Raw genomic sequence first — 24,067 nt, forward strand, 5'->3', positions numbered from 1 at the left:
ACGAGACGGCTGACTTCGAGATGGAAACGCCCTCTTCCCGCTTGTCGGCGCTCGGCATCGACCTGCCGGCGGTCGCACCGACGGTTGCCGTGTACATCCCCGCTGTCGTCAGCGGATCCGTGGTCTACACCGCCAGTCAGCTGCCCTTCGTGCGCGGTTCGATCCCGACCACGGGCAAGCTCGGCGCCTCGGAGTTGCTCGGTGCGATCTTCGGCGAGGCGGGCAGGCATGCGCGCAGTGCCGTGGGAGTCGCCGTCCTGCCGTTGGACGCGCCCGTGGAAGTCGAACTCGTCTTCGAGACCGCGCATTCCGGTCCGGCAACACGCTGAGGGAGCAACAGTCATGATCTACGGCGCGATCGTCAAGAGCAGGATTCGACAGAGCTTCGACCAGGTCAACGGTCACCGCTGGGACGAGTTGATGGGCTCGATCGCTCCCGACGTCCACCATCGATTCCTCGGAGACCATGCGATCGGCGGGCAGCGTCATGACAGTGCGACCCTGCGCAGATGGTTCGAGCGCCTCGCACGTGTACTGCCGAACCTGCAGCTCACGATCAACGACATCTGGGTGAAAGGCCCTCCGTGGAACACCACCGTCGTCGTGCAGTGGGACGGTGCGGCCACACGCATCGACGGCGGGGCGTACATCCAGCACGCCGTGCACCTGATCACGCTGCGATGGGGAAAGATCGTCGCGCTCGACGTGTTCGAGGACTCCCAGGCAGTCGCCCGCGCTCTCCGAGCGCAGGCCGATGCCGGACTCGAGGAAGCCATTGCCCCGCCCATCGAGAGCTGAGCCAACTGACGCGCCGTCGATGCCGGCAGGGCAGAAATCCAGGTGCAGACCGCATTCGACGGCTGAGGTGAGAGATGGACGGAACACACTCGCACTCCGACGAACACTCCCACACGATGGGGGCGAGTCGCGCGGCCGCCAGCGCCACCCTGCATTGCCTCACGGGATGCGCAATCGGCGAGGTGCTCGGCTTCATCATCGGGGCTGCGGTCGGGCTGAGTTCCGGATGGACGATCGCGCTGGCGGTCGGCCTTGCGTTCCTGTTCGGCTACACCCTCAGCATCCTTCCCCTGCTTCGGGGTGGACTCGCCGCGGGCACCGCCCTCCGCGTTGTGCTCGCGGCCGACACGCTGTCGATCGCCACCATGGAGGTCGTCGACAACGGCGTGATGCTGCTCATCCCGGGCGCGATGGAGGCGGGGCTGGCGAACCCTCTGTTCTGGGCGTCCATGACATTCGCCCTCGCGGTCGCATATCTCGTCGCGTACCCCGTGAACAGGTTCCTTCTTCTGCGCGGCAAGGGCCACGCGCTCGTCCACCGGTTCCACCATGGTCCCGGTGCGCACCCCGAGGGCTGGCGACGTCGGATCCCCGATGTGCGATCAGCGACGCTCGCGGCACTCATCTTCGCGTTCATGCTGGGGGGCTTCGCCTCCGCCGTCGGCGGAGTCCTCGAAGACGGCGCGGAGGAAGGGAACCACGCGGAGGCGACCCTGCGCGGCCCCGGGCCGGGCGCGGTGCAACAGTCACATGACCGACGCCGTCCACCGGACCTTGCCGCACTGTGACATTGAAGGCATTGACTTTGAAGGCATTTCACCGCCGGCCAGGGAACCTCGGAAAGGAACGATCATGCCAAGGATCACGACGAGCGACGGCACCAGGATCTACTACAAGGACTGGGGCACAGGTCAACCCCTCGTCTTCCACCACGGATGGCCTCTCAGCTCGGACGACTGGGACGCGCAGCTCTTGTTCTTCGTCACCAACGGCTACCGGGTGGTCGCGCACGATCGGCGCGGCCACGGCAGATCCACACAGACATCCGGCGGTCACGACATGGACACCTACGCCTCCGACGTCGCGGCGGTCGCCGAACACCTCGATCTGCGCGACGCCATCCACATCGGCCACTCGACCGGCGGCGGCGAAGTCACCCGTTACGTCGCGCGGCACGGCGAAGGCCGCGTCGCGAAAGCAGTGCTCATCGGCGCCGTCCCCCCGATCATGGTTCAGACTCCCGCAAACCCGGGCGGACTCCCACTCGACGTGTTCGACGGCTTCCGCGCCAGCCTCGCCGCCAACCGCGCACAGTTCTACCTCGACCTCGCCTCAGGCCCGTTCTACGGATACAACCGGCCCGGCGCGAAGGCCTCTCCAGGAGTCATCTCCAACTGGTGGCGGCAAGGCATGGCCGGGGGCGCCAAGGCCCACTACGAAGGGATCAAGGCATTCTCCGAGACGGACTTCACCGAGGACCTCACCTCGATCACTGTGCCGACCCATGTCATGCATGGCGACGACGACCAGATCGTGCCGATCGCCGACTCCGCAGAACTGTCCATCAAGCTGCTGCAGAACGGCACCCTGAAGGTCTACCCGGGGTTCTCCCACGGCATGTGCACTGTCAACGCCGAGGTCATCAACAGAGAACTGCTCGACTTCATCCGGTCTTGACGACCATCCGCCGTGAGCGCGAACTCCCTGACGGTCACTTGCAGCTGACCGCCAGGAGGAATCGGAGACAGATATGAACATCACAAGAGTGACCGCTGCCGGAGCCGGCACAATGGGCTCGCAGGTGGCCTGGCAGATGGCGTACCACGGCACGCAGGTCACGGTGTACGACCCCGTGCCCGAAGGACTGGAGCGCGGAAAGGCGCTCCACCGGCAGTACGCCGAGACCTTCCTTCGCGAACGCGGCACCGACCCCCACCAGATCGATGCGACGCTCGCCCGCCTCACCTACACGACCGACCTGGCGGCAGCTGTCAGCGAAGCACAATTGATCACGGAGTCGGTGCCGGAGTCACCGTCGATCAAAGAAGCGTTCTGGCGCGCCGCATCCGAGCATGCGCCCGACGATGCGATCTTCACGACGAACACCTCGACACTGACACCGAGCGCGCTCGCTGCAGTCGTCACGCACCCGGCGAGATTCCTTGCGTTGCACTTCGCGATCGGAGTGTGGGACGCCAACATCGGCGAAGTGATGGGGCATGCCGGCACGGACCCACAGGTGTTCGATCTCGTGGTCGAGTTCGCCCGCGAGATCGGCCTGGTCCCCATCCCGATCCACAAGGAGCAGAGCGGCTACATCATCAACAGCCTGCTCGTCCCCTGGTGCACCGCCGCGCTCGAGTTGCTGGTGCGGGGCGTGAGCGACTTCGAGAGCATTGACAGGACGTGGATGATCACGCTCGGAACGGACCTGGGTCCGTTCGGAATGATCGACCGGATGGGCCTCGGGGTCGTTGAGCACGTCGCACAACTCGTCGGCGAAGCGGGCGACGAGACGGCCCTGGCGTCCGCACGCTTTCTCGATACGGAGTTCCTCAAGAAGGGGAATCTCGGGGTCTCGACAGGGCGAGGCTTCTATTCGTACCCGGACCCCGCGTTCACGCAGCCTGGATTCGTGTGAGCAGATCTTGCACGAATGCGCCGAGTCGTCATCGTCGACGCATCGCATGGGAAGGACCGCTGCTAAGCGGCCGCCAGCAGTGCCGAGACCCGCTCGAGCGCCTCCGGGACGAGCCGGTAATACGCCCATGTCCCGCGCTTGGAACGACTCAGGAACCCGGCCTCGGTGAGCACCTTGAGGTGGTGGGACACGGTCGGCTGGGACAGCCCGATCGGGTCGATGAGGTCGCACACACACGCCTCCTGGTCCTCGCTGGACGCGACGATCGAAATCAGCCGCAACCGCGCAGGGTCCGCGAGAGCCTTGAGCGTCGCGGCCAACTGCTCGGCGTCGGCCTGCCCGAGCGGCTCGCGCACCAGGGGCGCGCAGCACGCCGCACCGGGGGTGACGTCGGTGAGCTCGAGCATCGTGACCATGCATCGACGATAGTCGATATTGACAGCTTTCGATACGTGTGCTCATACTGAGCATCGACGTTCGTCAATATCCTTCAGGAGGCGCTCTCATGACCCTGCTCGACCTCACCCCGCGCGTCGCGACGAGTGACCGGTTGGCGACCCTGCCGGTGCTGATCATCGGCGCCGGCCCGATCGGACTGGCAGCGGCGGCGAACCTGGCTGAGCGGGGCATCGAGTTCGTCCTGCTCGAGGCCGGGGACGAGGTCGCGTCCTCGATCCGGCTCTGGGGCCACACCCGGTTGTTCTCGCCGTGGCGGCATGTGATCGACCCCGCCTCCCGCCGCCTGCTCGCGGCCGCCGGCTGGACCGCCCCGGCGGATGAGGGCAGCGCGCCGACCGGGCGCGAGCTCGTCGACGACTACCTCGCCCCGCTGGCCGCGCTCCCGGAGATCGGGTCGCGGATCCGGTTCGGCACCCGCGTGGTCGCGGTGACCCGGGAGGGCATGGACCGCACCCGCACCGCCGGCCGCGAGAAGACCCCGTTCCTGCTCCGCGTCCAGACCTCTTACGGGCAGATCGAGGAGCTGACCGGGCGGGCGGTGATCGACGCGTCCGGCACCTACACCAGCCCCAACCCGCTCGCCTCGACGGGGCTGGACCCGATCGGCGCCGCTGACGTCGACGGCCTCGTGCTGCACGCCCTCCCCGACGTACTCGGCGCCGACCGCGCCACGTTCGCTGGCAGGCACACCACCGTGGTCGGTGCCGGGCACTCGGCGGCGAACACGCTGATCGCCCTCGCCGAGCTGGCCGAGCAGGAGCCGGGGACTCGGGTGACCTGGCTGATCCGCAACCCCTCCGCGATCCGCGTCTCCTCATCCCCGGACGACGAGCTCGCCGACCGCGCCAAGCTCGGCTCCCGGGTCGATCAGCTCGTCCGCACCGGCCAGATCACCCTGGTCGACTCGTTCGAGATATCCCGCCTGCAGCCCAACGGCGACGGGGTTCGTCTGGTCGGGCGTCGTCGTGGTGATGACGCGTTCCTGGATGCCGATCTCGTGGTGAACGCGACCGGGTTCCGCCCCGACCTCGGGATGCTGCGCGAGGTCCGCCTCGAGCTGGACGACATCGTCGAGGCCCCGCGCCGGCTGGCGCCGTTGATCGACCCGAATGTGCACTCCTGCGGCACCGTCTCCCCGCACGGCTTCGCCGAGCTGCGCCACCCCGAGCCCGGCTTCTTCCTGGCCGGGATGAAGTCCTACGGCCGCGCGCCGACCTTCCTGCTGGCCACCGGCTACGAGCAGGTCCGCTCCATCACCGCGTGGCTCGACGACGACATGCCCGCCGCCACCGAAGTCCAGCTCACCCTCCCCGCCACAGGCGTCTGCTCCACAGACCTCGCGAGCGGAGGCTCCTGCTGCTCGTGACAACGGTTCGCGCGATGACGGCGGCGGACTGGCCGCAGGTCGAGGCGATCTTCGCCGCCGGCATCGAAGGCGGGGAGGCCACCTTCGAGACGACCACGCCGTCCTGGGACCAGTTCGACGCCGGCAGGATCGCCGACGCCCGGCTGGTCGCCGTCGACGGAACCGGGACCGTGATCGGCTGGGCCGCCGCGTCCCCGGTGTCGTCGCGAGAGGTCTATCGGGGGGTGATCGAGCACTCCGTCTACGTCCACCCCGACCACCACGGCCACGGCATCGGGCGACAGCTGCTCGAGGCGTTCATCGCCGCGGCCGAGGACGCCGGCTACTGGATGATCCAGTCCAGCATCTTCCCGGAGAACACAGCCAGCCTGCGCCTGCACGAGCGAGCCGGCTTCAGGATCGTCGGCCGCCGCGAGCGGATCGCCCGCTCGCGACTCGGCCCGCACGCAGGGGCTTGGCGGGACACCGTGTTGGTTGAACGACGATCCAGCCGCAACGGCACCGGCTGAGACGGTACGACCAGGGCGAGCAGTCGCGATGCGAGTCGCGCTGCGCGCCGCGCGAGGTCGGCGAACGCGGCCTCGATCCAGGGTCAACGCGTCGGCGCTCCCGGGCGCGCATCAGCCCCGTTCGTCCGGCTCATACCACGACTCATCCCGAACAGACATCCCGCGGTCGCCATGGCATAGGAGCGATCGACCCACGGAGCGCCGGCACGGTGAGCCGCCCGGTCCCCGCCAGCCCGCATGAGATAGACTCGCGTCTATGGATCAGGTGATGGAGTCTCCCGCACTGACGGTGCTCGCCGACCCCACGCGCGCACGGATCGTGCAGCTGATCCGCGACGCCGAGGACGGGCGGGCACTGGTGGGCAGGCTTGCCGACGAGCTCGGACTGCGCCAGCCCACGGTCAGCCATCACATGGGCGCCCTTCATGCCGAAGGGATCGTGGTGCGCGAGCCCGAGGGGCGCCGGGTCTGGTACTCGATCAACCCCGACCACGAGGACCGCGTCACCGCCCTGCTCGGCGGTCTGCCGACGGGAGCGTCGGGGAGCGAACCCGACCTCGAGCGGGTCGTCGACGACCTCGCCGCCCGCTACCGCGGCATGCTCGGACGCGAGACCGTGCAGCAGTACGTCCACGACTCCTACCGGCTGCTGGCCGCCAGGGAGCGCACGCCGCTGCTCGCGTCCCGCACCGCAGCGTTCGCGACCGCGCGACTCGACGACCTCGCCCGTGAGGGGGCGAAAGCGGAGACGGGAATGCCCACGGTGCTGTTCGTCTGCGTGCAGAACGCCGGTCGGTCTCAGCTGGCCGCCGGCATCCTTCGCCATCTGGCGGGCGATCGCGTGACCGTGCGCACCGCGGGATCGTCGCCGGCCGACGACGTGCGCTCGTCGATCGTGTCCGCTCTCGACGAGATCGGCGTGCCTCTCGGCGGGGAGTTCCCCAAGCCGCTCACCGACGACGCCGTGCAGGCGGCGGACTACGTCATCACGATGGGCTGCGGCGATGCCTGCCCGGTCTACCCCGGCCGCCGGTACCTGGATTGGGATCTCGAAGACCCCGTCGGCAAGCCCCTGGCGACCGTGCGTCGCATCCGCGACGACATCGACCGGCGGGTGCGCGCCCTTCTCGCCGAGATACTTCCCGCACCATTGCTCTGACGAATCAATAGATTGCGGTCTATGCTTTCCCTGAGAGGAAGCGAGACCACCATGACCGAGAACCCCACCGTCCTTTTCGTCTGCGTGCACAACGCCGGTCGATCCCAGATGGCAGCCGGATACCTGCGTGCCCTTGCCGGAGACCGGATCGAGGTCCTATCGGCCGGATCGGCGCCGAAGGATCAGATCAACCCCGTCGCGGTGCAGGCGATGGCCGAGGAGGGCATCGACATCGCCGGGAACACCCCGAAGATCCTCACTGTCGACGCAGTGCGCGAATCCGACGTCGTCATCACGATGGGATGCGGCGACGCCTGCCCCATCTTCCCGGGCAAGCGCTACGAGGACTGGGGGCTCGACGACCCTGCGGGCCAGGGTATCGAGGCCGTCCGGCCCATCCGTGACGAGATCCGCTCCCGCGTCGAGACCCTGATCGACGAGCTCATCCCCGCCAGGAGATCGGCATGAACGAGCGCCGCGGACAGGACGCCCTGCTCACGCCCGACTCCGTGCTGCACCGCGCCGCTGAACGACTCTCGCAGCAGTTCACCGGCATGGTCAGCGAGGAGACCGTGGAGCGTGTCGTCTTCGAGTCCTACGCTGCCCTCGCCCGCACCGCCACGGTCACGACGCACCTGCCGAGCCTCGCGGAGAAGTTCGCTCGCGACCGGCTCACCGCCCTGGCACAATCCCGCGGGCTCATCGGCAAGCCGGTTCCCGAGATCCTGTACGTGTGCGTGCAGAACTCCGGCCGCTCGCAGATGGCCGCCGCCCTCACCCGGCACCTGGGCGGTGATCGCATTCACGTCCGATCCGCCGGATCGCAGCCCGCCGCGGGCCTGCTGCCCGGGGTCGTGACGGTGCTCGAGGAACTCGGCATCGACGTGCGCGAGGAGTTCCCCAAGCCGCTCACCGACGATGTGGTCCGCGCCGCCGATGCCGTGGTCACGATGGGATGCGGCGACGCGTGCCCGATCTATCCCGGCAAGCGCTACCTCGACTGGCAGCTCGGCGACCCCGCCGAGCTCGACCTCGACGGCATCCGCGTCGTTCGAGACGACATCCGCGAGCACGTCGAGCTCCTGCTTGCGGACCTCATTCCGGACCTGACGGCAGCCGGACGGTGAGCGACGCCACCCGCCCCGCGCACGCGAGAGTCACAGGCATCGCACTGGCCCGCCGTGCCGGGGCCGAGCTTCTGGGCACCGGGATGCTGGTCACCGTCGTGGTCGGCTCCGGGATCGCCGCGCAGCGCCTCACCACCGATCCGGGGTTGCGTCTGCTCGAGAACTCGATCGCGACCGCCCTCGGTCTGGGGGTGTTGATCCTGCTCCTCGGCCCGGTCTCCGGCGCCCACTTCAACCCGCTCGTCTCCGCCGCCGACACCCTGCTCGGCCGCCGCCACCGCACCGGCCTGCCGCTCCCGATCCTGGCCGTCTACATCGCGGCGCAGATCCTCGGGGGCATCGGCGGTGCGGCGCTCGCCAACCTCATGTTCGCCGTCCCCACGACCCTGTCCTCGACCGACCGGGCCACGCCGGGCACGGTACTCGGCGAGGTCGTGGCCACCGCCGGGCTGGTGCTGCTGATCGCAGGGCTCGCCCGCGCCGGCAGGTCTGTCCCGGTGGTCGCGGCCGCGGTCGGCGCCTACATCGGCGCGGCCTACTGGTTCACCAGCTCCACATCGCTCGCCAACCCGGCGGTGACGATCGGCCGGGTCTTCACCGACACCTTCGCCGGCATCGCCCCTGCCTCCGTGCTCCCGTTCCTCGCCGCCCAGCTCGTCGGTGCAGGCATCGGGGTCGCGCTGACGATCCTGCTGTTCCCGCACGCCACCACCGAGACCGGCGACCTGGTCGCCGAACCCGTCCTGACCGAGACGAGAGAGACCCCCTGATGACTCATATCGCCGTGATCGGCGGCGGCGACGCCGGGATCTCCGCCGCGCTGCGCGCCCGCGAGCTCGACCCCATCGCCGATGTCACCGTGATCGTGGCGGACGCCTACCCGAACTACTCCATCAGCGGCATCGCGGTCTGGTTGAGCGTGTCGCGTCGGGCTCGGTTTGCTTGTGGATGTCGTGCTTGGCGCTGCGCTCGACGCGCGAGGCTGACGTTCTCTGCCGCGGCTGGGGGGAGTGGAGTCGCGCTGCGAGCCGATCGAGGCGCAGCCCTGGCAGCGTCTCGAGCGTGTGGGCCAGCACTGCGGCGAGTGCTCCGCTGCGCTCGACTGTGTGGGTGACGGCGGTCCTCGTCGCCGAGACCTCCGAGAGGTGCCACGCGGCCGTCTCGCTGAGCAGCGGAACACGCCAAGAGAACGCGATGGTCCGATCTTCGATCTGCGTGTACGTCAGCGTGCCGCGATGCCCGCGGATGGCCTCGAGCGCATATTCGGCGCCGGGCGTTGCGGGGTCGTCGCCAGCCACGCGGATGAATGCCGGGTTCCAGTCCGGGAGGCTGGTGGCGGAGAGCAGGATGTCGCGGACTGCCTCGATCGGCGCGCCGATCAAGCTGGTCCCGGTGGCGGTGTTCATTGTGGATCCTTCCCTCTCAGGTGGAGTCGTCGCCGTTCGATCGCCTGCCCGGCCGGGGTGCCGTGAACGAGCGATTCCAGCGCGGAGATGAGCGTGACGAGGTCGCGCGGGCCCAGTTCCCGGGCCATGCCGTGATGGAAGCGGATCTCTGCCTGTCGCACGCGAGTCGCGAGGTCGTGGCCGTGCGGAGTGAGTTCGAGCAGAACCTGCCGTGCATCATGGGTGACGCTGCTTCGGGCGATGAGACCCTTGTCGACCAGTCGGGCCACGAGCCGGCTGGGATTCGCTCCCGACTCGCACACGAGCAGCTCACCGAGCCCTGTGAGGCTGAGCGGCCCGTAGTCGTCGAGCAGACGAAGGACTTCGGCCTGTGAGGGGGTGAGCCCGAGCGGGGTGAGCTGTGCCGCAAGAGCACGGCTCCCCTCGCGCTGCGTCGCCAAGATCAGGAACCTCAGACGCTCGATGTCCGCGGCGTTCTCTGTCGTCACAGTTAGATGCTACGACATACATGTCGTGTCATAGAACCTCGGCTCGCCCGCGGTGCACAGCTCGACGCCTCTCAGGTCCGCGCGGCACCGACGAGTCAGTCCGCGGTACCGCGGGGCACGATCCACTGGGAGCGGAACCCGGGTTCGACGGCGGCGACATGGTCGAAGTCGGCGTTGTAGTGCACGACGATCACGGGCCGCGCAAGGCTCGAATGGTACACAGCCGTCGCGGCGATCTGCAGGTCGCTGACGCCGACCGCCCGCCCGATTCCCGCCGCGAACAGCGCCGCCTGGATGCGCAACGCCACCCCGGCGACCCCTGAATGAGGAGGAAGAATCACCTTCGCGCGGGTTTCCAGGTCGATCAGGCGCTCGTAGTCGAGCGCAGAGCGCGCCGAATAGCCTGCTTCGAGCAGCGTCGGAAGGCACGTCGCGATCTCGCCGGTCTCGCGCAGATGGTCCCAGGCGTCGCGAACCCTCGGCTTGGCCAGTCGTTGGATGACCGAGTTGTCGACGAGGAACAGCGTCACCGCTGAGCCGACCGGACCACCTCGGGATCGGAGAGGTCATCGACGGCGCCGGAGGTGACGAACTCGGCGTAGTTGTCGACCTCGAGGCGACGGACCACTCCTTCCAGTGCGGCGGCGACGACGCCCTTCTTCGTGGCGATGCCCGAGAGGGCCTGAGCACGCGCGAGCACCGTGTCATCGATGTCGATCAGAGTCTTGCCCATGCGGCCACCCCTCCCTCCGATATATCCAAGTCCAGCCCAGAGTAAATACCGTGACGTGTCCCACTGCCGAGCCTCGCGTCACCTCACAGGAAGCCCAGGGTACGAGGTCCTTACATCACGCAATTGAACTCATTAGCGTTTCTTGCATCATGCACGTCGCGGAGGAAGGGAGACCGAGATGAATGCGACCCAGCGTCCGCCCACCGTGCGGCCGGAGACCTAGGGTGGGCCGGATCATCGTCAGCGCGAACGTCTCCATCGACACCGTGGTCGAGGACCCCACGGGCGAGGAGGGCACCGCGCACGGCGGCTGGTTCCTCCGCGTCCACGAAACGGACAGAGCGGCCCGAGCCGAGCTGCAGCTCGAAGAAGCCCGCGACGCGACAGCCCTGCTGTTCGGCCGCCGCGGGTACGAGTTCTTCGCCTCACGGTGGCCGCAGCGCGACGGAGCACTCGCGGATCGACTCACCGACATGCCCAAGTACGTCATCTCCCGCACGCTCCGGAACCCTGCATGGAACCGCACCACAGTCCTCACCGGCGATGCCGCCGCGGAGGTGTCGGCGCTCCGAGACCGGACGGCCGGAGACATCCTCGTCTATGCGAGCTTCCAACTGGTCGACGAGCTGATCCTGCGACGCCTCGTCGACGAGGTCCGCCTGCTCGTCCACCCGGTCGCGCTCGGAACCGGCCGGCGTCTGTTCGAGCCACCCGCCGACATCCCCCTGCTGCGCGCCGGCGTCCGCCAGATCGGCACCAACCTCGTGCTCCTCAGTTACACACCAGAAGGGCCGGCGAGAGGATGACCACCGCCATGAGCACGCAACAGGCACCAGATCCGCGCCCCGACACCACTTCTCTCGCCACCGCAGACCGACGACTCGGGTCGCTGCGCGAGGTGTCCGGGAAGAAGCTCTCGACTTCCGAGCGCGACCGCATCATCGACACCATGCCAGAGCGCTCGACAGCCAGGACGGTCGACGAGGCCCGATGACGACGCCGACTCACTCCAGATGTGGCCGCAGGTAGGTCGCCAAAGCACATCGTACGGGTGAGGTGGTGCCGGACAGCCTTGGATGCGCATGGCAGCGTCTGGCCGATCGAAGCCCAGTCCCGCTCGCCCGGGCCAAGGCGAGCGACCGCGAACTCCTGGCGAACCGAATGTCGGTATCGGAGCGAGGTGACACTAGGTGTCACGTTCATGGGCATGCTTTGGGCGATCCGGACCGTTGTTGTCGTGACACTTTCCTGACCGTGGGCGCTGGCACCGCGCTTCCAGCTCACGCTGCCAGCGTGGTGGCCCAGAGAGCACGCGCATCCGACCCAAACATCGCCGCGTCGTCGGAAACGACGCGCACGTGGTGGGATGGCTCGATTCCCGGAAACACGGCTGCTGTCGGTGCCGCGACGTACACTTGGTGCATGACGCCCACCGCAGCCGAAGTGCTGGAAAGCGCGAAGACGCTCTCCCCGGCAGAGCGCGCGGAGATCGCCGAGGAACTGGTGCTCACGATGCACGCCGACGATGTCGACGATGCCGTCCGGCTCGCGGCGTTGCGCGCAGCGATCGATGTCGCTGTGAGGAGCGCCGACGTAGGCGAGGCTATCCGCGTCCCGGCCGGGGGCACGCGCGAGTTCGTCCGCGAACTGGGGCGAGAAGCCACCCGGCTCGTCGACTCCCGCACGGCGTGACCCGCCCCTACGAGGTCACCCCGCACGCGCGAGCGGACATCGTCGGGATCCTCATCACCTCGTACGACAAGTTCGGCTGGCGCATCCGGGACGGTTACGAGGAACTCATCGCCACGGCGATCGACGCCATCGTCGAGGACCCCAGCCAGGCCGGTGTGCAAGAGCGCCCCGACCTTGGCCGGGGCATCTGCGCGTGGCACCTTCGGCTGAGCAGGGACAGCGTCCCCGAGGACGTTCGGCGAATCATCACGCCCCGACACATCGTGTTCTTCCGCGAAGCAGGAGATGACGTACAGATCCTCCGGGTGCTACACGAGGCGATGAACCTCATCGAGCAGCGCTACCTGTGAGTGGCACCCTGAACCGGTCGTTCGGGCGACTTCACCCCGGAGACGGGCCGTGGATCGGGCTCTTGACACTGTTGTTCGCGGCCCGAGAAGCGCACGCACGACTACTTCCGGCACGACACCACGAGCCTGTTCGCGGCGATGAACGTCGAAGACGGCACCGTGATCGCCTCCACCCATCGCCGGCACCGGGCGACAGAGTTCAAGAAGTCCCTGGCCAAGATCGACCAGCAGGTGCCCGAGAGCCTCGACGTCCACGTGGTCTGCGACAACTACGGCACCCACAAGCACCCGACCGTGAAGACCTTGCTGGGAAAGCACCCCCGGTTCCACATGCACTTCACGCCGACATACTCTTCGTGGATCAACGAGGTCAAACGGCTCTTCGCCGAGGTCACCCGCGACCTCCTGCAACGCTCCGATCACCGCAGCGTCCAGGCGCTCGAGAAGGACCTGGGTCAAGGCATGGAACGAGAACCCGAAGCCCTTCATCTGGACCAAGACCGCCGACCAGATCCTCGAATCCCTCGGACGACTATTGCAACGAACTAACGGCGCGGGACACTAGTGACGCGACAACGACGTGTCGGAACGCGGGACCTCTCTATGACCGCGGAACCTGAAGCGCAGGGAGTCCAGGATCATCAAGCTCGAAGGACAGAAGCCCTTCTGCGGCCGCATCTGTGCAGACCACCGCATCAATGCGACGGACGCACGCTAGGTCGAGGAGGTAGACAGCATCCTCCTCCGTGTAGGAAGTGAGTGAGCCCGCCCCGGGATGCTCCTGAAGGGCAGAAATCCAGGTTGCTGCATCGACACAGGCGTCAAGCGTCGAGAGGATCGCCGTATCGCTCGTCGTCGCTTCTCTCTCAGCGTCGACCATGGCGTCTGCGCATGCTTGCGGGGTCGTTGATGACTCGGGAATCGCTGCTGAATAAGAAACAGTTGGCGATGCAGAGCATGCGCTCAGACAGCCACCCAATGCCAAGAGTGAGACCGAGAGCGCCACTGCGTGCACCACGTCGCCAGACTTCACACTGCTCAGTATGGGGGCGATCCGGGATCGTGCTTGACACCTGTGGATCGCTGTGATCGAGCCCGTGCACGCGGGGGCATTCGCCGGCAGGGCGCTTCATGGGGCGGCATGACGGTGGGGTTCAGCATCGGCGCAAGTGGCCTGTCCCTGTACACCTGTCCCTCTACGTCGCTGGGAGCGGTCATGGTGCAACATCGAACGCTTGGGGGCAGCAACGCGGCATCTGCCGAGCGAAGCAACTCCTCGACAGGCGGCTCTCGTGGATCATCTGCTGATCCCATCGAGCAAGCCCGGGTAGTGCTTGGCGGAGCCTACACATATGAGACGGTCGAATCAGTCACGACGGCGGCGCTCGCGGCAACGGGGACTACGGTCTCAAACGAGAACTTCTCTCGCGCGTGGAGTGCCGTCCTCAAGGTAACGGACGGCGTGCAAGGCGTCGCCCCGATGGACGTCATGTCATGCGTTGCGAACACCATGTCAGACAGTGGTTTCGACTTCCCCGAGGCGGCGGCACTGTGCGCGACCATGCTCCACTCAGGTGGGTAGGTCGCTCCTCATAGGTCGGGATTGTTCCGCGTGTCGGGGGCGCCCCTGATCTGCTTTGCGATGTCGACCGGCCGCACTTCGGCGCCTCCCCTCGGCACGCAGCCCTGCGCGCGCCCGCTGCTGATGTTGCTGGTGCAAGAGCTCGTCGACAGGACCCGCCTCGGCCTTTCATTGCATCTGGTGCAGCGACAAATCTCGCCAGTGCAACGTAAGGCCCGATAGTGCAACGGGAACGCAATCCCGACAGGAAGGGGGTTGACGACGGCACTCGCACGGTCTAACGTACAACCAAATGGTTGTAGAAAATGGACTCACTGATGATGCGACGGACCGGCTCTTCCACGCGCTGGCCGCGACGACGCGCCGCGACATCCTGCGCCGGACGATCGAGCGCGAGCAGTCGGTGTCGGCCCTCGCGGCCGAGTACGACATGTCGTTCGCCGCGGTGCAGAAGCACGTCGCCGTGCTGGAGGCGGCCCGGCTCATCGTCAAGCGCGCGGAGGGCCGCGAGCGGCTCGTACGCGCGGATCCGATCATGATCGCGCGCGCCCGGGCGCTCCTGGCCCGCTACGAAGACCTCTGGCGAGCACGCATCGACCGGCTCGATGCGCTGCTGGCGGAGCCCCCGAGCACGACCCCTGGCACGACCACCGGCACGACCCCGACAGAAGGAGAGTGACATGCCCGTCACCGCCGTCACGACCGACCCCGAGAACCTCACTCTGACGCTTGTCGCGGACTTCGCGGCTCCCGTCGAGCGCGTGTGGAAGGCCTTCACCGACCCGCGCCAGCTCGAGCGCTTCTGGGGACCCCCCGGATGGCCCGCGATCTTCACCGACTTCGAGTTCACGCCCGGCGGCAGCGCCAAGTACCACATGACCAGCCCCAAGGGCGAGTCGTCGCGGGGCGGGTGGGAGTTCCTCGAGATCGACCCCCCGCGCGGCTTCTCCGTGCTCGACACGTTCCTCGACGAGGACGGCGCGCCGCTCGACGGCTTCCCGTCGATGCGGATGGTGTTCGGCTTCGAGTCCGCCGACGGCGGCTCGCGGCTGACGAACACGACCTATTTCACGTCGGCTGAGGCCCTTGAGCAGACGGTCGCGATGGGCGCCGTCGAGGGCTCGACGCTCGCGATCAACCAGCTCGACGCGGTGCTTCAGGATCTGCGCGACTACGCGCTCGGCAAGGGCACCCGCACCGAGCTCCTGGACGACACGCACGTGCGCATCACGCGGCTCATCGAGGGTCCGCGCGATCTCGTCTGGCGCGCGCACCACGAGCCGGAGCTGCTCAAGAAGTGGATGCTCGGACCCGACGGCTGGCAGCTGACGGTCGCCGAGGTCGACGCGAGGCCCGGCGGGACCTACCGCTATCACTGGGAGCACGACGGCGGCGGACGCGAGGGCTTCGGCTTCGAGGGCGAGTCCCTGCTCGTCGACGCTCCTCGGCGGAGCGTCACGACAGAGCGGATGTCGGGCACCGACGGACCGAGCACGCTCAACGACCTCAGCCTGTACGAAGAGGACGGCGCGACCCTCATCACGCTCCTGATCGAGTACCCCGACAAGGAGACGCGCGACATGATCCTCGCGACCGGCATGGCCGACGGCATGGAGGCCAGCTACGCGCGGCTCGAGTCCGCGGTCATCTCCGTCTGAGCGGCATCCCGACAGATCCCGCGCGTCGCGTGCGCGGGGTCTGTCGCCGTCTCACGACCGGATGCCGCACTCGGCGCACAGCCCGATGAGCGTCGACTGCTCCGGCTCCAGCCGGAACCCGGTCGAGCGCTCGATGTGCAGAACGGGCGGAGCCAGCGCGGTCTGCGGGATCGCGACGATCGTGCCGCACTCGCGGCACCGGGCATGCAGATGAGGGATGCCCATGGGCGTCGCGGCGAGGTGATACACGACCGGTCCGCCCGCCGTGTGCATGGGGGTCACGATGCCGCGCCGGGCGAGCAGCTCCAGGGCGCGGTACACGGTCGCCCGGTGAACGGGGCGCGGGGCGTCGTGAAGGGCCGCGGCGACCTCGTCGGCGCTGAGATGACCGAGGTGGCGCGCGAGGACGTCGAGCACGGCCCTGCGGGTCTCGGTCACCCGCTCGCCTGCCGCCCGGAGCGCCGCGAGCGCGGCGGTCACGGCGTCGGCCTCGCGTCCGTGGTGCAGCGTCAGGTGGCCCGTGTCGTGGGTGTGCTCGTTCGCCACGACACCATGGTCGCACACTGGCCTTCTGCGACGGTGTCGCAGTAGAGTACGGCGTATTGCGACGGCATCGCATGACGTCGCCATAGCTCCCGCATCACCCCGCACCGCCCGCGCCCCCGCCACGGATCGGAGTCGTCATGCACGTGCCCGACGGGTTCCTCGATGTGCCCACGTCGATCGCGACGGGTGCCGTCGCCGTCGCCGCGATCGCCGTCGCGTTGCCGCGCTCGCGTCGCGAGGTCGCCGACGACCGCGGAGCGCCTCTCGTGGGCATCGTGGCGACCGTCATCTTCGCGGCGCAGATGATCAACTTCCCTGTCGGTGCCGGGACCAGCGGTCACCTCATCGGAGGCACCCTCGCCGCCGTGCTCGTGGGTCCCGCGACGGGACTCCTCTGTCTCAGCGTCGTGCTCATCGTCCAGGCGTTCCTCTTCGCGGACGGCGGCGTCACGGCGCTCGGCACCAACATCACGCTGATGGGGATGGTCACGGTCCTCGTCGGGTGGGGCGTCTTCCGCGGCGTGATCGCTGCGCTTCCGCGCGGGCGGTCGTCGCTGGTCGCGGCATCCGCCGTGGGCGCGTTCGTCTCGGTGCCCGCGGCCGCCGCGGTCTTCGTCCTGCTCTTCGCCCTGGGCGGCGAGGTGCCCGTCCCGCTCGACGCGATGCTCGCGGCCATGGTGGGCTGGCACAGCCTCATCGGCATCGGCGAGGCCGTCATCACGGCCCTCATCGTGTCGGCCGTGCTCGCGACCCGACCCGACCTCGTCCACGGCGCGCGATTCGAGCGGGCAAGGCGCACTCCGAGGATGCGCGAGGCGGCCGCCGCATGAAGGCCGACGACGAGCGCCGCCCGGGGAACCGACCCGCCCGCACGCCTCGCGTGTCGACCCGCGCCTTCACCGTGGGCGCCCTCGCGTTCGCGCTGACCGTGGCGTGCGGTCTGAGCCTCTTCGCCTCGAGCCACCCCGACGGGCTCGAGTCCGTCGCCGCAGCAGCCGGATTCCTCGACAGCGCTCGCGACAGCTCCGCAGCGGGCGGTCTGCTCTCCGGCTACGGGGTGGCCTTCATCGACGATCCCTCGCTGTCGGTCGCGATCGCGGGGGCGATCGGATGCCTCGTCACGTTCGCGCTGGCGTCGCTCGGGCAGCTCGCCGCACGGCGTCGGCGAAGGAAGGGCTGACGGCGTGGCGCCGACCGGTCCGACCGGGCTGCTGCACCGGGTCTCACCGCGGGCGAAGCTCGTCGCCCTCATCGTGTTCACGATCATCGTGGTGGCCACGCCTCGCGACTGGCTCGCCGCCTTCGCGATCTACGCGGCGCTGCTCGCTGCGGCGATCGTGGTCGCGCGCATCCCGCCGATCGCCGTGATCCGCCGCATGTCGATCGAGATCCCGTTCGTCGTCTTCGCGGGTCTCCTGCCGTTCATCGCGCTCGGCCCCCGCGTCGAGGTGCTGGGCGTTCCGCTCGCGGTCGAGGGGCTGTGGGGAGCGTGGGCGCTGCTCGCGAAGGCGACGCTCGCGCTGCTCGCCGCGACTGTCCTCATCTCGACCACCGAGCCCCGCCACATCGTGCTCGCCCTCGACGGGCTGGGACTGCCCCGGCAGCTCGCCTCGATCGCGGCGTTCATGCTCCGCTACCTCGACGTCATCGTCGACGAGTCCCGCCGCATGCGGATCGCCCGCGACGCTCGGGGCTTCACGCCTCGCGGTCCGCGCGGGTGGCGCGTGCTGGCGAGGTCGATCGCCGCCCTGTTCGTGCGTTCGCATGCCCGTGGCGAGCGCGTGCACCTCGCGATGCTCGCACGCGGCTACGGCGACGCCCTCGCGGGCGGCGACGAGGTCGACGGGGACGCCGGGTCGGATGCCGCGTCCCCCGCGACGGTCGCGTCGTGAGCGGTGTCGGCGGCCCCGGCCGGGCGACGGCACCGGCGGGCGCCGCCGTGTCGATCCGCGACGTGCGCTTCCGCTATCCGGGCGCGGGCGCGCCCCTCGTGCTCGACGGTGCGTCGGTCGAGATCCGGGCCGGGGAGCGGATCGCCGTACTGGGACCGAACGGAGCCGGCAAGACGACGCTCATGCTGCACCTGAACGGCATCCTGCGGGCCGAGTCCGGGTCGGTCGAGATCGGTGGCGTCGCCGTGGCCCGCGCGACCGTGCGCGACATCCGGCGCCGAGTCGGCGTCGTGTTCCAGGACCCCGACGACCAGCTGTTCATGCCGACGGTCGGCGAGGACGTCGCGTTCGGGCCCGCGAACTACGGCGTGAGGGGCGCAGAGCTCGAGGCGCGCACGGCGTGGGCCCTCGGGCGCGTGGGATTGCCGGATGCCGGGGCCCTGCCCCCGCAGCACCTGTCGCTGGGTCAGCGCCGCCGTGCGGCCATCGCGACGATCCTCGCGATGGACCCGGACGTGGTCGTGCTGGACGAGCCCACCTCCAACCTCGACCCCTCGTCCCGCCGCGAGCTGTCCGCCACGCTGGCGGCGCTGCCGGCCACGATCGTCGTCGTCACGCACGACCTGCCGTACGCCCTGGAGCTCTGCCCGCGATCCGTGATCCTGTCGGAGGGGCGCGTCGTCGCAGACGGCCCGACGAGGGACCTCCTCGCCGACGCCGACCTGCTGCGGACGCACCGCCTCGAGCTGCCGTGGGGGTTCGATCCGCTCACGGCGCCCCGACGCTGAAGGCGGGTTCAGCAGCACGCGCAGCGGCATCCCCACCGGCGCCTCCCGCGGCATCCGACCAGGCGCTCCACACCCCGTCGAGGGGCGAGGCGTGCGTGTGCGCGCCGAGGTGGCGGGCCAGCGCCCCGGGCTGCGCGAGGACGAGGTCTCCGGGCCGCGTCGGCGGACGGAAGCCGACGGCGACGACCGTGTCGGCGACGCGGCATCCGCCGAGCACGCCGGGCTCGGGTGCGCAGCCGTGGAGTTCCAGCCGTTCGGCGAGGATGGGCCCTTCCGCATCGCTCACCGTCGACTCCGAGACGAGGCGACCGCCCCTCTCGCCGTGCCGGCCGAGCACGAGGGTCTCGCGGATCACGGCACGGGCGCCCCGTTCGAGCACGATCGCGGTCCGTCGCTCGACGTCGGCATCGTCGGCGACGACGAACGGCAGCCCGCGCCACAGCAGCACGGCGTTCGCGCCCAGTGTGGCCTCGACCGTCCAGGTGGAGGGCGTTCCCCGCGACGGGTAGGCGACCGTCCCTCCGATGTCCTCGATCTCGAGGAGGCACCCCGCGCCGACGTCGATGTCGACGTGCACGCGATCGCCGCCGAGGAGGACCATGCCCGCCGCCGCCAGCGCCACGTGCGCCGATGCGGGCCCGCGTCCGACCAGGCGCGGCGCGAGGGCGCCCACCGCGAGATCGACATGAGCGCGGGGGATGCCGGCCTCGACGGCGATGCGGGTCGAGGTCACTCGTGCTCGTGCGCGTGCGCGTGCACGTACCCGCCGTCGGGGTGCGACTCGTCGGCGTGGAAGTGCGGTGCCATGGGCCCGGGGTCCTGAGGCACGTGCGTGCCCCGCCGGTGACCCTCGAGCACCTCGAGCACCCAGGTGCGCAGCGCACGCACGGAGGGCTCGTCCGTGCGGGAGAGCGCGAGCACGGCGCGTCCGTCGCGGGCGGCCGAGGCATCCGCCACCATCTCGTCGACGTCGACGCCGACGTACGGGGCGAGGTCGGTCTTGTTGACGACGAGCAGATCCGCGCGACCGATGCCGGGGCCGCCCTTGCGTGCGACATCGCCGCCGCCGGCGACGTCGAGCACGAAGATCTGCGCATCGACGAGCGCGGGCGAGAAGGTCGCCGTGAGGTTGTCGCCGCCGGATTCGATGAGGACGACGTCGAGCGGTGCGAAGTCCCGCTCGAGCTCTTCGACCGCCAGCAGGTTCACCGTGACGTCGTCGCGGATGGCCGTGTGCGGGCACGCGCCGGTCTCGACGGCGCGGATCCGCTCCGGCTCGAGGACACCCGCCGACCGCAGGAAGCGCGCGTCCTCGTCGGTGTAGATGTCGTTCGTGATGACGCCGAGGCGCAGCTCGTCAGCGAGCGCTCGGCAGACCGTCGCGATGAGCGACGACTTGCCGGTGCCGACGGGCCCCGCGACGCCGAGGCGGAGGGAGCGAGGGGTTGAGGGGTCAGGCACGGAAGAGCCTCCTGTTCGTGAGGGCGTGGCTCTCGGCCCACGCCTCGGCTTGCGGCGCGCCGGCCGCGGGGATCTGATCGGGAGAGGTGAGCGCGGCGAGGCCGGGGATGCGCTCCTCGACGGCTCCGCACGCGGAGAGCACGAGCGCGACGCCGTCGGCCGGGTCGCCCGGCTCGAGCTTGAGCAGGGCCGCGACGGCGCACGCGACGTCGTCGTACACCGCGAGCCGCACGAGGGTCTCGGCGTCGAGACCCGCGGCGGCGGCGACGGCGCCGAGCACGAGCGGGCGGGGCGGCGCGGCCGAGGATGCGGCGGCCGCGATCGCGGGGGAGTCCGGCCACAGGCGGCGGGCCAGGCGCAGCAGGCCCCGCCCGAGATCGCACGCGGCCTCCCGCATCGCCCTGCTCGGCGTGCGCGCCGCCCACGCGCGCTCGACCGGGGCAGAGGGCAGGCCCGCGTGTGCCGCGTGCCGCGCCACGACCGCGGTCCCGGCATCCACGAGCGTCGTCGTCCGCGCGCGGGCGTGGAGGAACGCCGCAGCATCGGCGGGATCCATGCCGCTCAGCAGCGCGGGCTCCAGCCCGGACGAATGCGCGTGACCCCCCGCCGGCAGGCGCGCATCGGCCAGCAGGAGCGCGATCGTGGGTGCGGCGGGATGCATGGGAGCCGGCCGCGTCAGAACAGGTTGTAGAGCTGTGCGAGCGGAAGGGATGCCGCGGGAGCGGGAGTCACGGGGTCGCCGTCGATGGAGATCTCGAACGTGTCGGGACGGATGCGGATGTCGGGCAGGGCGTCGTTGTTCCTCATGTCGGCCTTGCCGATGTGCCGTGTGGGCTCGACGGCGGCCAGGCGCCTGTGCAGCCCCAGCGTCTCGGCGAGGCCGTCGGCCAGGGCCGCGGGGGAGACGTACGTGACCGACAGGTCGGCGCCGACGGTGTCGCCGAACGTAGGGCGCTGCAGTACCGGCTGCGGAGTGGGGATCGAGGCGTTCGGGTCGCCGAGCGAGGCCCACGCGATGCCGCCGCCCTTGATGACGACGGCGGGCCGCACGCCGAAGAACTTCGGCTCCCACACCACGAGGTCGGCCAGACGCCCGACCTCGACCGAGCCGACGTCGTAGGCGATGCCGTGCGCGATGGCGGGGTTGATCGTGTACTTCGCGACGTATCGGCGCGCCCGCTCGTTGTCGGCGGGCAGGCTCGTGCCGAGCGATCCCCTGCGGGCCTTCATGACGTGGGCGACCTGCCATGTGCGCGTCACGACCTCGCCGATGCGGCCCATCGCCTGCGCGTCGGACGACGTGATCGACAGCGCGCCGACGTCGTGCAGGATGTCTTCCGCCGCGATCGTCGTCGCCCGGATGCGGGACTCGGCGAACGCCAGATCCTCGGGCACGGCGGGGTTGAGGTGGTGGCACACCATCAGCATGTCGAGGTGCTCGGCCACCGTGTTCACGGTGTGGGGGAGGGTCGGGTTCGTCGACGCGGGGATGACGTGGGGCAGCCCCGCGAGAGTCAGGATGTCGGGGGCATGACCCCCTCCCGCGCCCTCGACGTGGAACGCGTGGATCGATCGGCCGCCGATCGCCGCGATGGTCGACTCGACGAAGCCCGCCTCGTTGAGCGAGTCGGAGTGCAGCGCCACCTGCAGCCCCCACTCGTCCGCCGCCCGCAGCGCCGCATCGATCGCGGCGGGTGTCGACCCCCAGTCCTCGTGGACCTTGTAGCCCGCCGCGCCCGCGAGGGCCTGCTCGCGCAGCGCCTCCTGCGAGACCGTGTTGCCCTTGCCGAGGAGGAGCACGTTGACCGGAAGCGGATCGAGCGCGCGGTGCATCATCCTCAGGTGCCACGCCCCGGGCGTCACGGTCGTCGCCTTCGAGCCCTCCGACGGGCCGGTGCCGCCGCCGACGATCGTCGTGATGCCCGTCGCGAGGGCCTCGTGCACCTGCGACGGCGACAGCAGGTGCACGTGCGAGTCGATGGCGCCCGCCGTGACGATGCGCCCCTCGCCCGAGATGACGTCCGTCGAGGGCCCGATCACCATGCCCTCGTCGATTCCGTCGCTCACGTCGGGGTTGCCGGCGTGGCCGATCCCCGCGATCCGGCCGTTCCGGATGCCGATGTCGGCGCGCACGATCCCCCACCAGTCGAGGATGATCGCGTTCGTGATGACGGTGTCCAGAGCGCCGTCGGCCCGGCTCGTGGTCGCCTGCGCCATCGACTCGCGGATGGACTTGCCTCCGCCGAAGACCGCCTCCTCGCCGCCGACCGTGAGGTCGCGCTCGATCTCGATCCACAGGTCGGTGTCGCCGAGGCGCACCTGGTCTCCGGCTGTGGGGCCGTAGATCGCGGCGTACCGCTCGCGGTCAATCCTCGCCATCGAGCACACCCTCCGTCTCGTCCTTGAGCTGCAGACCGGGAACGACCCGCCGGCCCCGGAGGGCGACGGCGTCCAGCTCGCGCGACGCCCCCGGCTCGAAGCGCTGCGACGTGCCTGCGGGGATGTCGAGCCGGAACCCGTGGGCCCGCGCGCGGTCGAAGGCGAGCGCGGCGTTCGCGTCGGGCAGGTGCAGGTGGGAGCCGATCTGGATGGGCCGGTCGCCCGTGTTGACGAAGACGAGACGAAGGCGCTCGGCATCCGTCCGGTCGGCGTTGAGCTCGATCGTGCCGGCCGCGATGCGGAAGGCCCCGGGGCCCTCGCTGGAGACGTGTGCCAATGTCGCTCCTCAGTCGATCGGATGGTGGACGGTCACGAGCTTGCGCCCGTCGGGGAACGTCGCCTCGACCTGCACGTCCGAGATCATCTCGGGCACGCCGGGCATCACCTGGTCGCGGGTGAGCACGCGCCGCCCCGCGTCCATCAGCTCGGCGACGCCGCGGCCCTCGCGGGCGCCCTCGAGCACCCACGACGACAGCAGCGCGATCGCCTCCGGGTGATTGAGCCGGATGCCGCGGCCCAGCCGGTCGCGCGCGACCATCGCGGCGACGGCGAGAAGCAGCTTCTCGGTCTCGGCGGGTGTGAAGTGCATCGCGACCCTTCTCACGTGGATCGCGCGGCGGGGGCGCGCCGCGCACCGGCCTAGGCCGATGTCAAGAGTGTGCCACGCGGTGAGAGAGCCCCATAGGCCCGCGGATCGCGGATTCGCCGGCGCCTCGCAGCCATTCCGCGGAATTCCGGGGTTCTGCACCGATCGAGCTGGGCACAGTTAACAGAAACGGAACAATCGAGAAATGTCAGAGTAATGACACAGGGCCATTCTGACATCACCTGCAGCAGTCGGCCGCACCTTGCCGGCGACACGGGGCGAGTCGTTCGGGAGGCCGACGGCTCGTCTCAGGACAGCCCCACCCGCACCATCCCCCCGCGCCGCGAGTCCGCGCGCCCATTGTGCGAGACCGGGCCGGGGCGGCGT

Annotated in this window: 35 protein-coding genes; 22 read left to right on the forward strand and 13 right to left on the reverse strand. The window is 69.5% G+C overall.

All coding sequences use genetic code 11. From position 1 onward, the window contains the following. Positions 1-20: 20 nt before the first annotated feature. The 5 genes from FHS08_RS06815 to FHS08_RS06835 all read left to right on the forward strand — a co-directional run bounded on the left by FHS08_RS06815 (position 21) and on the right by FHS08_RS06835 (position 3,439). Positions 21-329 carry a RidA family protein gene (locus FHS08_RS06815; protein WP_167037054.1) on the forward strand — a complete coding sequence of 103 codons (309 nt, stop codon included), beginning with the start codon at positions 21-23 and terminating at the stop codon, positions 327-329. A gap of 13 nt (positions 330-342) precedes the next feature. Next, positions 343-798, forward strand: a complete 456-nt coding sequence (locus tag FHS08_RS06820; protein ID WP_167037057.1) for a nuclear transport factor 2 family protein — start codon at positions 343-345, stop codon at positions 796-798. A 116-nt stretch (positions 799-914) separates the two neighbouring features. After that, complete coding sequence (locus FHS08_RS06825) at positions 915-1,586, forward strand: DUF4396 domain-containing protein (RefSeq protein WP_167037060.1); 672 nt, start codon at positions 915-917, stop codon at positions 1,584-1,586. 64 nt (positions 1,587-1,650) lie between these two features. Continuing rightward, on the forward strand, positions 1,651-2,475 hold the full coding sequence (locus FHS08_RS06830) for an alpha/beta fold hydrolase (RefSeq protein ID WP_167039701.1): 825 nt from the start codon (positions 1,651-1,653) through the stop codon (positions 2,473-2,475). Between the two features lie 73 nt (positions 2,476-2,548). Further along, the gene (locus FHS08_RS06835; protein ID WP_167037062.1) at positions 2,549-3,439 is read left to right on the forward strand and encodes a 3-hydroxyacyl-CoA dehydrogenase; all 891 of its coding nucleotides are present in this window, start codon (positions 2,549-2,551) and stop codon (positions 3,437-3,439) included. A gap of 62 nt (positions 3,440-3,501) precedes the next feature. Here the strand turns inward: FHS08_RS06835 and FHS08_RS06840 are convergent, their stop codons facing one another. Then, positions 3,502-3,855, reverse strand: coding sequence for an ArsR/SmtB family transcription factor (locus tag FHS08_RS06840; RefSeq protein WP_167037065.1), 354 nt, complete (start codon positions 3,853-3,855; stop codon positions 3,502-3,504). 89 nt (positions 3,856-3,944) lie between these two features. Here FHS08_RS06840 and FHS08_RS06845 point away from each other — a divergent pair, with 89 nt between their 5' ends. The 6 genes from FHS08_RS06845 (at position 3,945) to FHS08_RS06870 (ending at position 8,829) form a co-directional block, all read left to right on the forward strand. After that, entirely contained in the window at positions 3,945-5,264 is a 1,320-nt protein-coding gene (locus FHS08_RS06845) for an FAD-dependent oxidoreductase (protein WP_167037068.1), read from the forward strand. A 14-nt stretch (positions 5,265-5,278) separates the two neighbouring features. Then, positions 5,279-5,773, forward strand: a complete 495-nt coding sequence (locus FHS08_RS06850) for a GNAT family N-acetyltransferase (protein WP_170283281.1) — start codon at positions 5,279-5,281, stop codon at positions 5,771-5,773. Positions 5,774-6,029: 256 nt separating this feature from the next. Continuing rightward, the gene (locus FHS08_RS06855) at positions 6,030-6,932 is read left to right on the forward strand and encodes a metalloregulator ArsR/SmtB family transcription factor (RefSeq protein WP_208382225.1); all 903 of its coding nucleotides are present in this window, start codon (positions 6,030-6,032) and stop codon (positions 6,930-6,932) included. Between the two features lie 51 nt (positions 6,933-6,983). Then, positions 6,984-7,400: an arsenate reductase ArsC gene (locus FHS08_RS06860; protein ID WP_167037071.1), complete on the forward strand. Its 417-nt coding sequence runs from the start codon at positions 6,984-6,986 to the stop codon at positions 7,398-7,400. Next, a complete protein-coding gene (locus FHS08_RS06865; RefSeq protein ID WP_208382226.1) occupies positions 7,397-8,059 on the forward strand; it encodes an arsenate reductase ArsC in 663 nt (220 codons plus the stop codon). Before FHS08_RS06860 ends, FHS08_RS06865 begins: the two co-directional genes overlap by 4 nt. Then, complete coding sequence (locus FHS08_RS06870) at positions 8,056-8,829, forward strand: aquaporin (protein WP_424960789.1); 774 nt, start codon at positions 8,056-8,058, stop codon at positions 8,827-8,829. Before FHS08_RS06865 ends, FHS08_RS06870 begins: the two co-directional genes overlap by 4 nt. 123 nt (positions 8,830-8,952) lie before the next feature. On the opposite strand, the gene FHS08_RS06875 is transcribed toward FHS08_RS06870, so the two are convergent. From FHS08_RS06875 to FHS08_RS06890, 4 genes are all read right to left on the reverse strand, one after another. Next, a complete protein-coding gene (locus FHS08_RS06875) occupies positions 8,953-9,465 on the reverse strand; it encodes an SRPBCC family protein (protein ID WP_167037078.1) in 513 nt (170 codons plus the stop codon). Further along, positions 9,462-9,953, reverse strand: coding sequence for a MarR family transcriptional regulator (locus tag FHS08_RS06880; RefSeq protein WP_167037082.1), 492 nt, complete (start codon positions 9,951-9,953; stop codon positions 9,462-9,464). The genes FHS08_RS06875 and FHS08_RS06880 overlap by 4 nt, the downstream gene beginning before the upstream one ends. Positions 9,954-10,048: 95 nt before the next feature. Then, positions 10,049-10,483 (reverse strand): PIN domain-containing protein, encoded by a 435-nt coding sequence (locus FHS08_RS06885; protein ID WP_167037085.1) that lies wholly within the window; start codon positions 10,481-10,483, stop codon positions 10,049-10,051. Further along, the gene (locus FHS08_RS06890) at positions 10,480-10,686 is read right to left on the reverse strand and encodes a type II toxin-antitoxin system VapB family antitoxin (RefSeq protein ID WP_167037088.1); all 207 of its coding nucleotides are present in this window, start codon (positions 10,684-10,686) and stop codon (positions 10,480-10,482) included. Before FHS08_RS06890 ends, FHS08_RS06885 begins: the two co-directional genes overlap by 4 nt. 224 nt (positions 10,687-10,910) lie before the next feature. Between FHS08_RS06890 and FHS08_RS06895 the strand changes: the two genes are divergently transcribed. The 5 genes from FHS08_RS06895 to FHS08_RS06915 all read left to right on the forward strand — a co-directional run bounded on the left by FHS08_RS06895 (position 10,911) and on the right by FHS08_RS06915 (position 13,277). After that, positions 10,911-11,492, forward strand: a complete 582-nt coding sequence (locus FHS08_RS06895; protein ID WP_167037091.1) for a dihydrofolate reductase family protein — start codon at positions 10,911-10,913, stop codon at positions 11,490-11,492. Beyond that, complete coding sequence (locus tag FHS08_RS06900) at positions 11,489-11,680, forward strand: hypothetical protein (protein ID WP_167037094.1); 192 nt, start codon at positions 11,489-11,491, stop codon at positions 11,678-11,680. Before FHS08_RS06895 ends, FHS08_RS06900 begins: the two co-directional genes overlap by 4 nt. A gap of 428 nt (positions 11,681-12,108) precedes the next feature. Then, positions 12,109-12,378 carry a hypothetical protein gene (locus FHS08_RS06905; protein ID WP_167037097.1) on the forward strand — a complete coding sequence of 90 codons (270 nt, stop codon included), beginning with the start codon at positions 12,109-12,111 and terminating at the stop codon, positions 12,376-12,378. Next, positions 12,375-12,728 carry a type II toxin-antitoxin system RelE/ParE family toxin gene (locus tag FHS08_RS06910; protein WP_167037100.1) on the forward strand — a complete coding sequence of 118 codons (354 nt, stop codon included), beginning with the start codon at positions 12,375-12,377 and terminating at the stop codon, positions 12,726-12,728. The genes FHS08_RS06905 and FHS08_RS06910 overlap by 4 nt, the downstream gene beginning before the upstream one ends. Before the next feature lie 138 nt (positions 12,729-12,866). Next, complete coding sequence (locus FHS08_RS06915) at positions 12,867-13,277, forward strand: transposase (protein ID WP_243847244.1); 411 nt, start codon at positions 12,867-12,869, stop codon at positions 13,275-13,277. Between the two features lie 52 nt (positions 13,278-13,329). Here FHS08_RS06915 and FHS08_RS06920 read toward each other — a convergent pair whose 3' ends face one another. Continuing rightward, positions 13,330-13,608 (reverse strand): hypothetical protein, encoded by a 279-nt coding sequence (locus FHS08_RS06920; RefSeq protein WP_167037103.1) that lies wholly within the window; start codon positions 13,606-13,608, stop codon positions 13,330-13,332. Positions 13,609-14,602: 994 nt separating this feature from the next. Between FHS08_RS06920 and FHS08_RS06925 the strand changes: the two genes are divergently transcribed. Then, positions 14,603-14,989, forward strand: coding sequence for an ArsR/SmtB family transcription factor (locus FHS08_RS06925; protein WP_167037106.1), 387 nt, complete (start codon positions 14,603-14,605; stop codon positions 14,987-14,989). A gap of 1 nt (position 14,990) precedes the next feature. Next, positions 14,991-15,968 carry an SRPBCC family protein gene (locus FHS08_RS06930; RefSeq protein ID WP_167037108.1) on the forward strand — a complete coding sequence of 326 codons (978 nt, stop codon included), beginning with the start codon at positions 14,991-14,993 and terminating at the stop codon, positions 15,966-15,968. Positions 15,969-16,019: 51 nt separating this feature from the next. On the opposite strand, the gene FHS08_RS06935 is transcribed toward FHS08_RS06930, so the two are convergent. Continuing rightward, entirely contained in the window at positions 16,020-16,514 is a 495-nt protein-coding gene (locus FHS08_RS06935; protein WP_167037110.1) for a transcriptional repressor, read from the reverse strand. Between the two features lie 137 nt (positions 16,515-16,651). Here FHS08_RS06935 and FHS08_RS06940 point away from each other — a divergent pair, with 137 nt between their 5' ends. The 4 genes from FHS08_RS06940 to FHS08_RS06955 are packed head-to-tail and all read left to right on the forward strand — an operon-like array spanning position 16,652 to position 19,194. Continuing rightward, positions 16,652-17,344, forward strand: a complete 693-nt coding sequence (locus FHS08_RS06940; protein ID WP_167037113.1) for an energy-coupling factor ABC transporter permease — start codon at positions 16,652-16,654, stop codon at positions 17,342-17,344. Then, positions 17,341-17,694 (forward strand): PDGLE domain-containing protein, encoded by a 354-nt coding sequence (locus tag FHS08_RS06945; RefSeq protein ID WP_167037116.1) that lies wholly within the window; start codon positions 17,341-17,343, stop codon positions 17,692-17,694. The genes FHS08_RS06940 and FHS08_RS06945 overlap by 4 nt, the downstream gene beginning before the upstream one ends. A gap of 4 nt (positions 17,695-17,698) precedes the next feature. Further along, positions 17,699-18,406 carry a cobalt ECF transporter T component CbiQ gene (cbiQ, locus tag FHS08_RS06950; RefSeq protein WP_167037120.1) on the forward strand — a complete coding sequence of 236 codons (708 nt, stop codon included), beginning with the start codon at positions 17,699-17,701 and terminating at the stop codon, positions 18,404-18,406. After that, positions 18,403-19,194, forward strand: coding sequence for an energy-coupling factor ABC transporter ATP-binding protein (locus FHS08_RS06955; RefSeq protein WP_341800337.1), 792 nt, complete (start codon positions 18,403-18,405; stop codon positions 19,192-19,194). The genes cbiQ and FHS08_RS06955 overlap by 4 nt, the downstream gene beginning before the upstream one ends. Here FHS08_RS06955 and FHS08_RS06960 read toward each other — a convergent pair. From FHS08_RS06960 to FHS08_RS06985, 6 genes are read right to left on the reverse strand one after another with little or no spacing between them, the layout of a single operon-like run. Further along, on the reverse strand, positions 19,175-19,927 hold the full coding sequence (locus FHS08_RS06960; RefSeq protein WP_341800338.1) for an urease accessory protein UreD: 753 nt from the start codon (positions 19,925-19,927) through the stop codon (positions 19,175-19,177). The genes FHS08_RS06955 and FHS08_RS06960 overlap by 20 nt on opposite strands. Beyond that, positions 19,924-20,655, reverse strand: coding sequence for an urease accessory protein UreG (gene ureG, locus FHS08_RS06965; RefSeq protein ID WP_167037123.1), 732 nt, complete (start codon positions 20,653-20,655; stop codon positions 19,924-19,926). The genes FHS08_RS06960 and ureG overlap by 4 nt, the downstream gene beginning before the upstream one ends. Then, positions 20,648-21,316, reverse strand: a complete 669-nt coding sequence (locus FHS08_RS06970; RefSeq protein WP_167037126.1) for an urease accessory UreF family protein — start codon at positions 21,314-21,316, stop codon at positions 20,648-20,650. Before FHS08_RS06970 ends, ureG begins: the two co-directional genes overlap by 8 nt. Positions 21,317-21,330: 14 nt before the next feature. Continuing rightward, the gene (locus FHS08_RS06975; RefSeq protein ID WP_167037129.1) at positions 21,331-23,034 is read right to left on the reverse strand and encodes an urease subunit alpha; all 1,704 of its coding nucleotides are present in this window, start codon (positions 23,032-23,034) and stop codon (positions 21,331-21,333) included. Then, positions 23,021-23,371, reverse strand: coding sequence for an urease subunit beta (ureB, locus tag FHS08_RS06980; RefSeq protein WP_167037132.1), 351 nt, complete (start codon positions 23,369-23,371; stop codon positions 23,021-23,023). The genes FHS08_RS06975 and ureB overlap by 14 nt, the downstream gene beginning before the upstream one ends. Positions 23,372-23,380: 9 nt before the next feature. Then, positions 23,381-23,683, reverse strand: coding sequence for an urease subunit gamma (locus FHS08_RS06985; protein WP_167037135.1), 303 nt, complete (start codon positions 23,681-23,683; stop codon positions 23,381-23,383). Between the last annotated feature and the right edge of the window lie 384 nt (positions 23,684-24,067).

This window comes from Microbacterium ulmi (assembly GCF_011759705.1).
In the GTDB taxonomy this organism is placed as follows: Bacteria; Actinomycetota; Actinomycetes; order Actinomycetales; family Microbacteriaceae; genus Microbacterium; species Microbacterium ulmi.

Coding starts and splice junctions, on each gene's coding strand:
- FHS08_RS06900 (WP_167037094.1), top strand. CDS start 11,489: ATGACCACCGCCATGAGCACGCAACAGGCACCAGATCCGCGCCCCGAC.
- FHS08_RS06905 (WP_167037097.1), top strand. CDS start 12,109: ATGACGCCCACCGCAGCCGAAGTGCTGGAAAGCGCGAAGACGCTCTCC.
- FHS08_RS06925 (WP_167037106.1), top strand. CDS start 14,603: ATGGTTGTAGAAAATGGACTCACTGATGATGCGACGGACCGGCTCTTC.
- FHS08_RS06875 (WP_167037078.1), bottom strand. CDS start 9,465: ATGAACACCGCCACCGGGACCAGCTTGATCGGCGCGCCGATCGAGGCA.
- FHS08_RS06945 (WP_167037116.1), top strand. CDS start 17,341: ATGAAGGCCGACGACGAGCGCCGCCCGGGGAACCGACCCGCCCGCACG.
- FHS08_RS06830 (WP_167039701.1), top strand. CDS start 1,651: ATGCCAAGGATCACGACGAGCGACGGCACCAGGATCTACTACAAGGAC.
- FHS08_RS06940 (WP_167037113.1), top strand. CDS start 16,652: ATGCACGTGCCCGACGGGTTCCTCGATGTGCCCACGTCGATCGCGACG.
- FHS08_RS06840 (WP_167037065.1), bottom strand. CDS start 3,855: ATGGTCACGATGCTCGAGCTCACCGACGTCACCCCCGGTGCGGCGTGC.
- FHS08_RS06855 (WP_208382225.1), top strand. CDS start 6,030: ATGGATCAGGTGATGGAGTCTCCCGCACTGACGGTGCTCGCCGACCCC.
- FHS08_RS06835 (WP_167037062.1), top strand. CDS start 2,549: ATGAACATCACAAGAGTGACCGCTGCCGGAGCCGGCACAATGGGCTCG.
- FHS08_RS06890 (WP_167037088.1), bottom strand. CDS start 10,686: ATGGGCAAGACTCTGATCGACATCGATGACACGGTGCTCGCGCGTGCT.
- FHS08_RS06920 (WP_167037103.1), bottom strand. CDS start 13,608: ATGGTCGACGCTGAGAGAGAAGCGACGACGAGCGATACGGCGATCCTC.
- FHS08_RS06865 (WP_208382226.1), top strand. CDS start 7,397: ATGAACGAGCGCCGCGGACAGGACGCCCTGCTCACGCCCGACTCCGTG.
- FHS08_RS06825 (WP_167037060.1), top strand. CDS start 915: ATGGGGGCGAGTCGCGCGGCCGCCAGCGCCACCCTGCATTGCCTCACG.
- FHS08_RS06845 (WP_167037068.1), top strand. CDS start 3,945: ATGACCCTGCTCGACCTCACCCCGCGCGTCGCGACGAGTGACCGGTTG.
- FHS08_RS06975 (WP_167037129.1), bottom strand. CDS start 23,034: ATGGCGAGGATTGACCGCGAGCGGTACGCCGCGATCTACGGCCCCACA.
- FHS08_RS06860 (WP_167037071.1), top strand. CDS start 6,984: ATGACCGAGAACCCCACCGTCCTTTTCGTCTGCGTGCACAACGCCGGT.
- FHS08_RS06930 (WP_167037108.1), top strand. CDS start 14,991: ATGCCCGTCACCGCCGTCACGACCGACCCCGAGAACCTCACTCTGACG.
- FHS08_RS06985 (WP_167037135.1), bottom strand. CDS start 23,683: ATGCACTTCACACCCGCCGAGACCGAGAAGCTGCTTCTCGCCGTCGCC.
- FHS08_RS06915 (WP_243847244.1), top strand. CDS start 12,867: ATGAACGTCGAAGACGGCACCGTGATCGCCTCCACCCATCGCCGGCAC.
- FHS08_RS06815 (WP_167037054.1), top strand. CDS start 21: ATGGAAACGCCCTCTTCCCGCTTGTCGGCGCTCGGCATCGACCTGCCG.
- FHS08_RS06820 (WP_167037057.1), top strand. CDS start 343: ATGATCTACGGCGCGATCGTCAAGAGCAGGATTCGACAGAGCTTCGAC.
- FHS08_RS06850 (WP_170283281.1), top strand. CDS start 5,279: ATGACGGCGGCGGACTGGCCGCAGGTCGAGGCGATCTTCGCCGCCGGC.
- FHS08_RS06970 (WP_167037126.1), bottom strand. CDS start 21,316: ATGCATCCCGCCGCACCCACGATCGCGCTCCTGCTGGCCGATGCGCGC.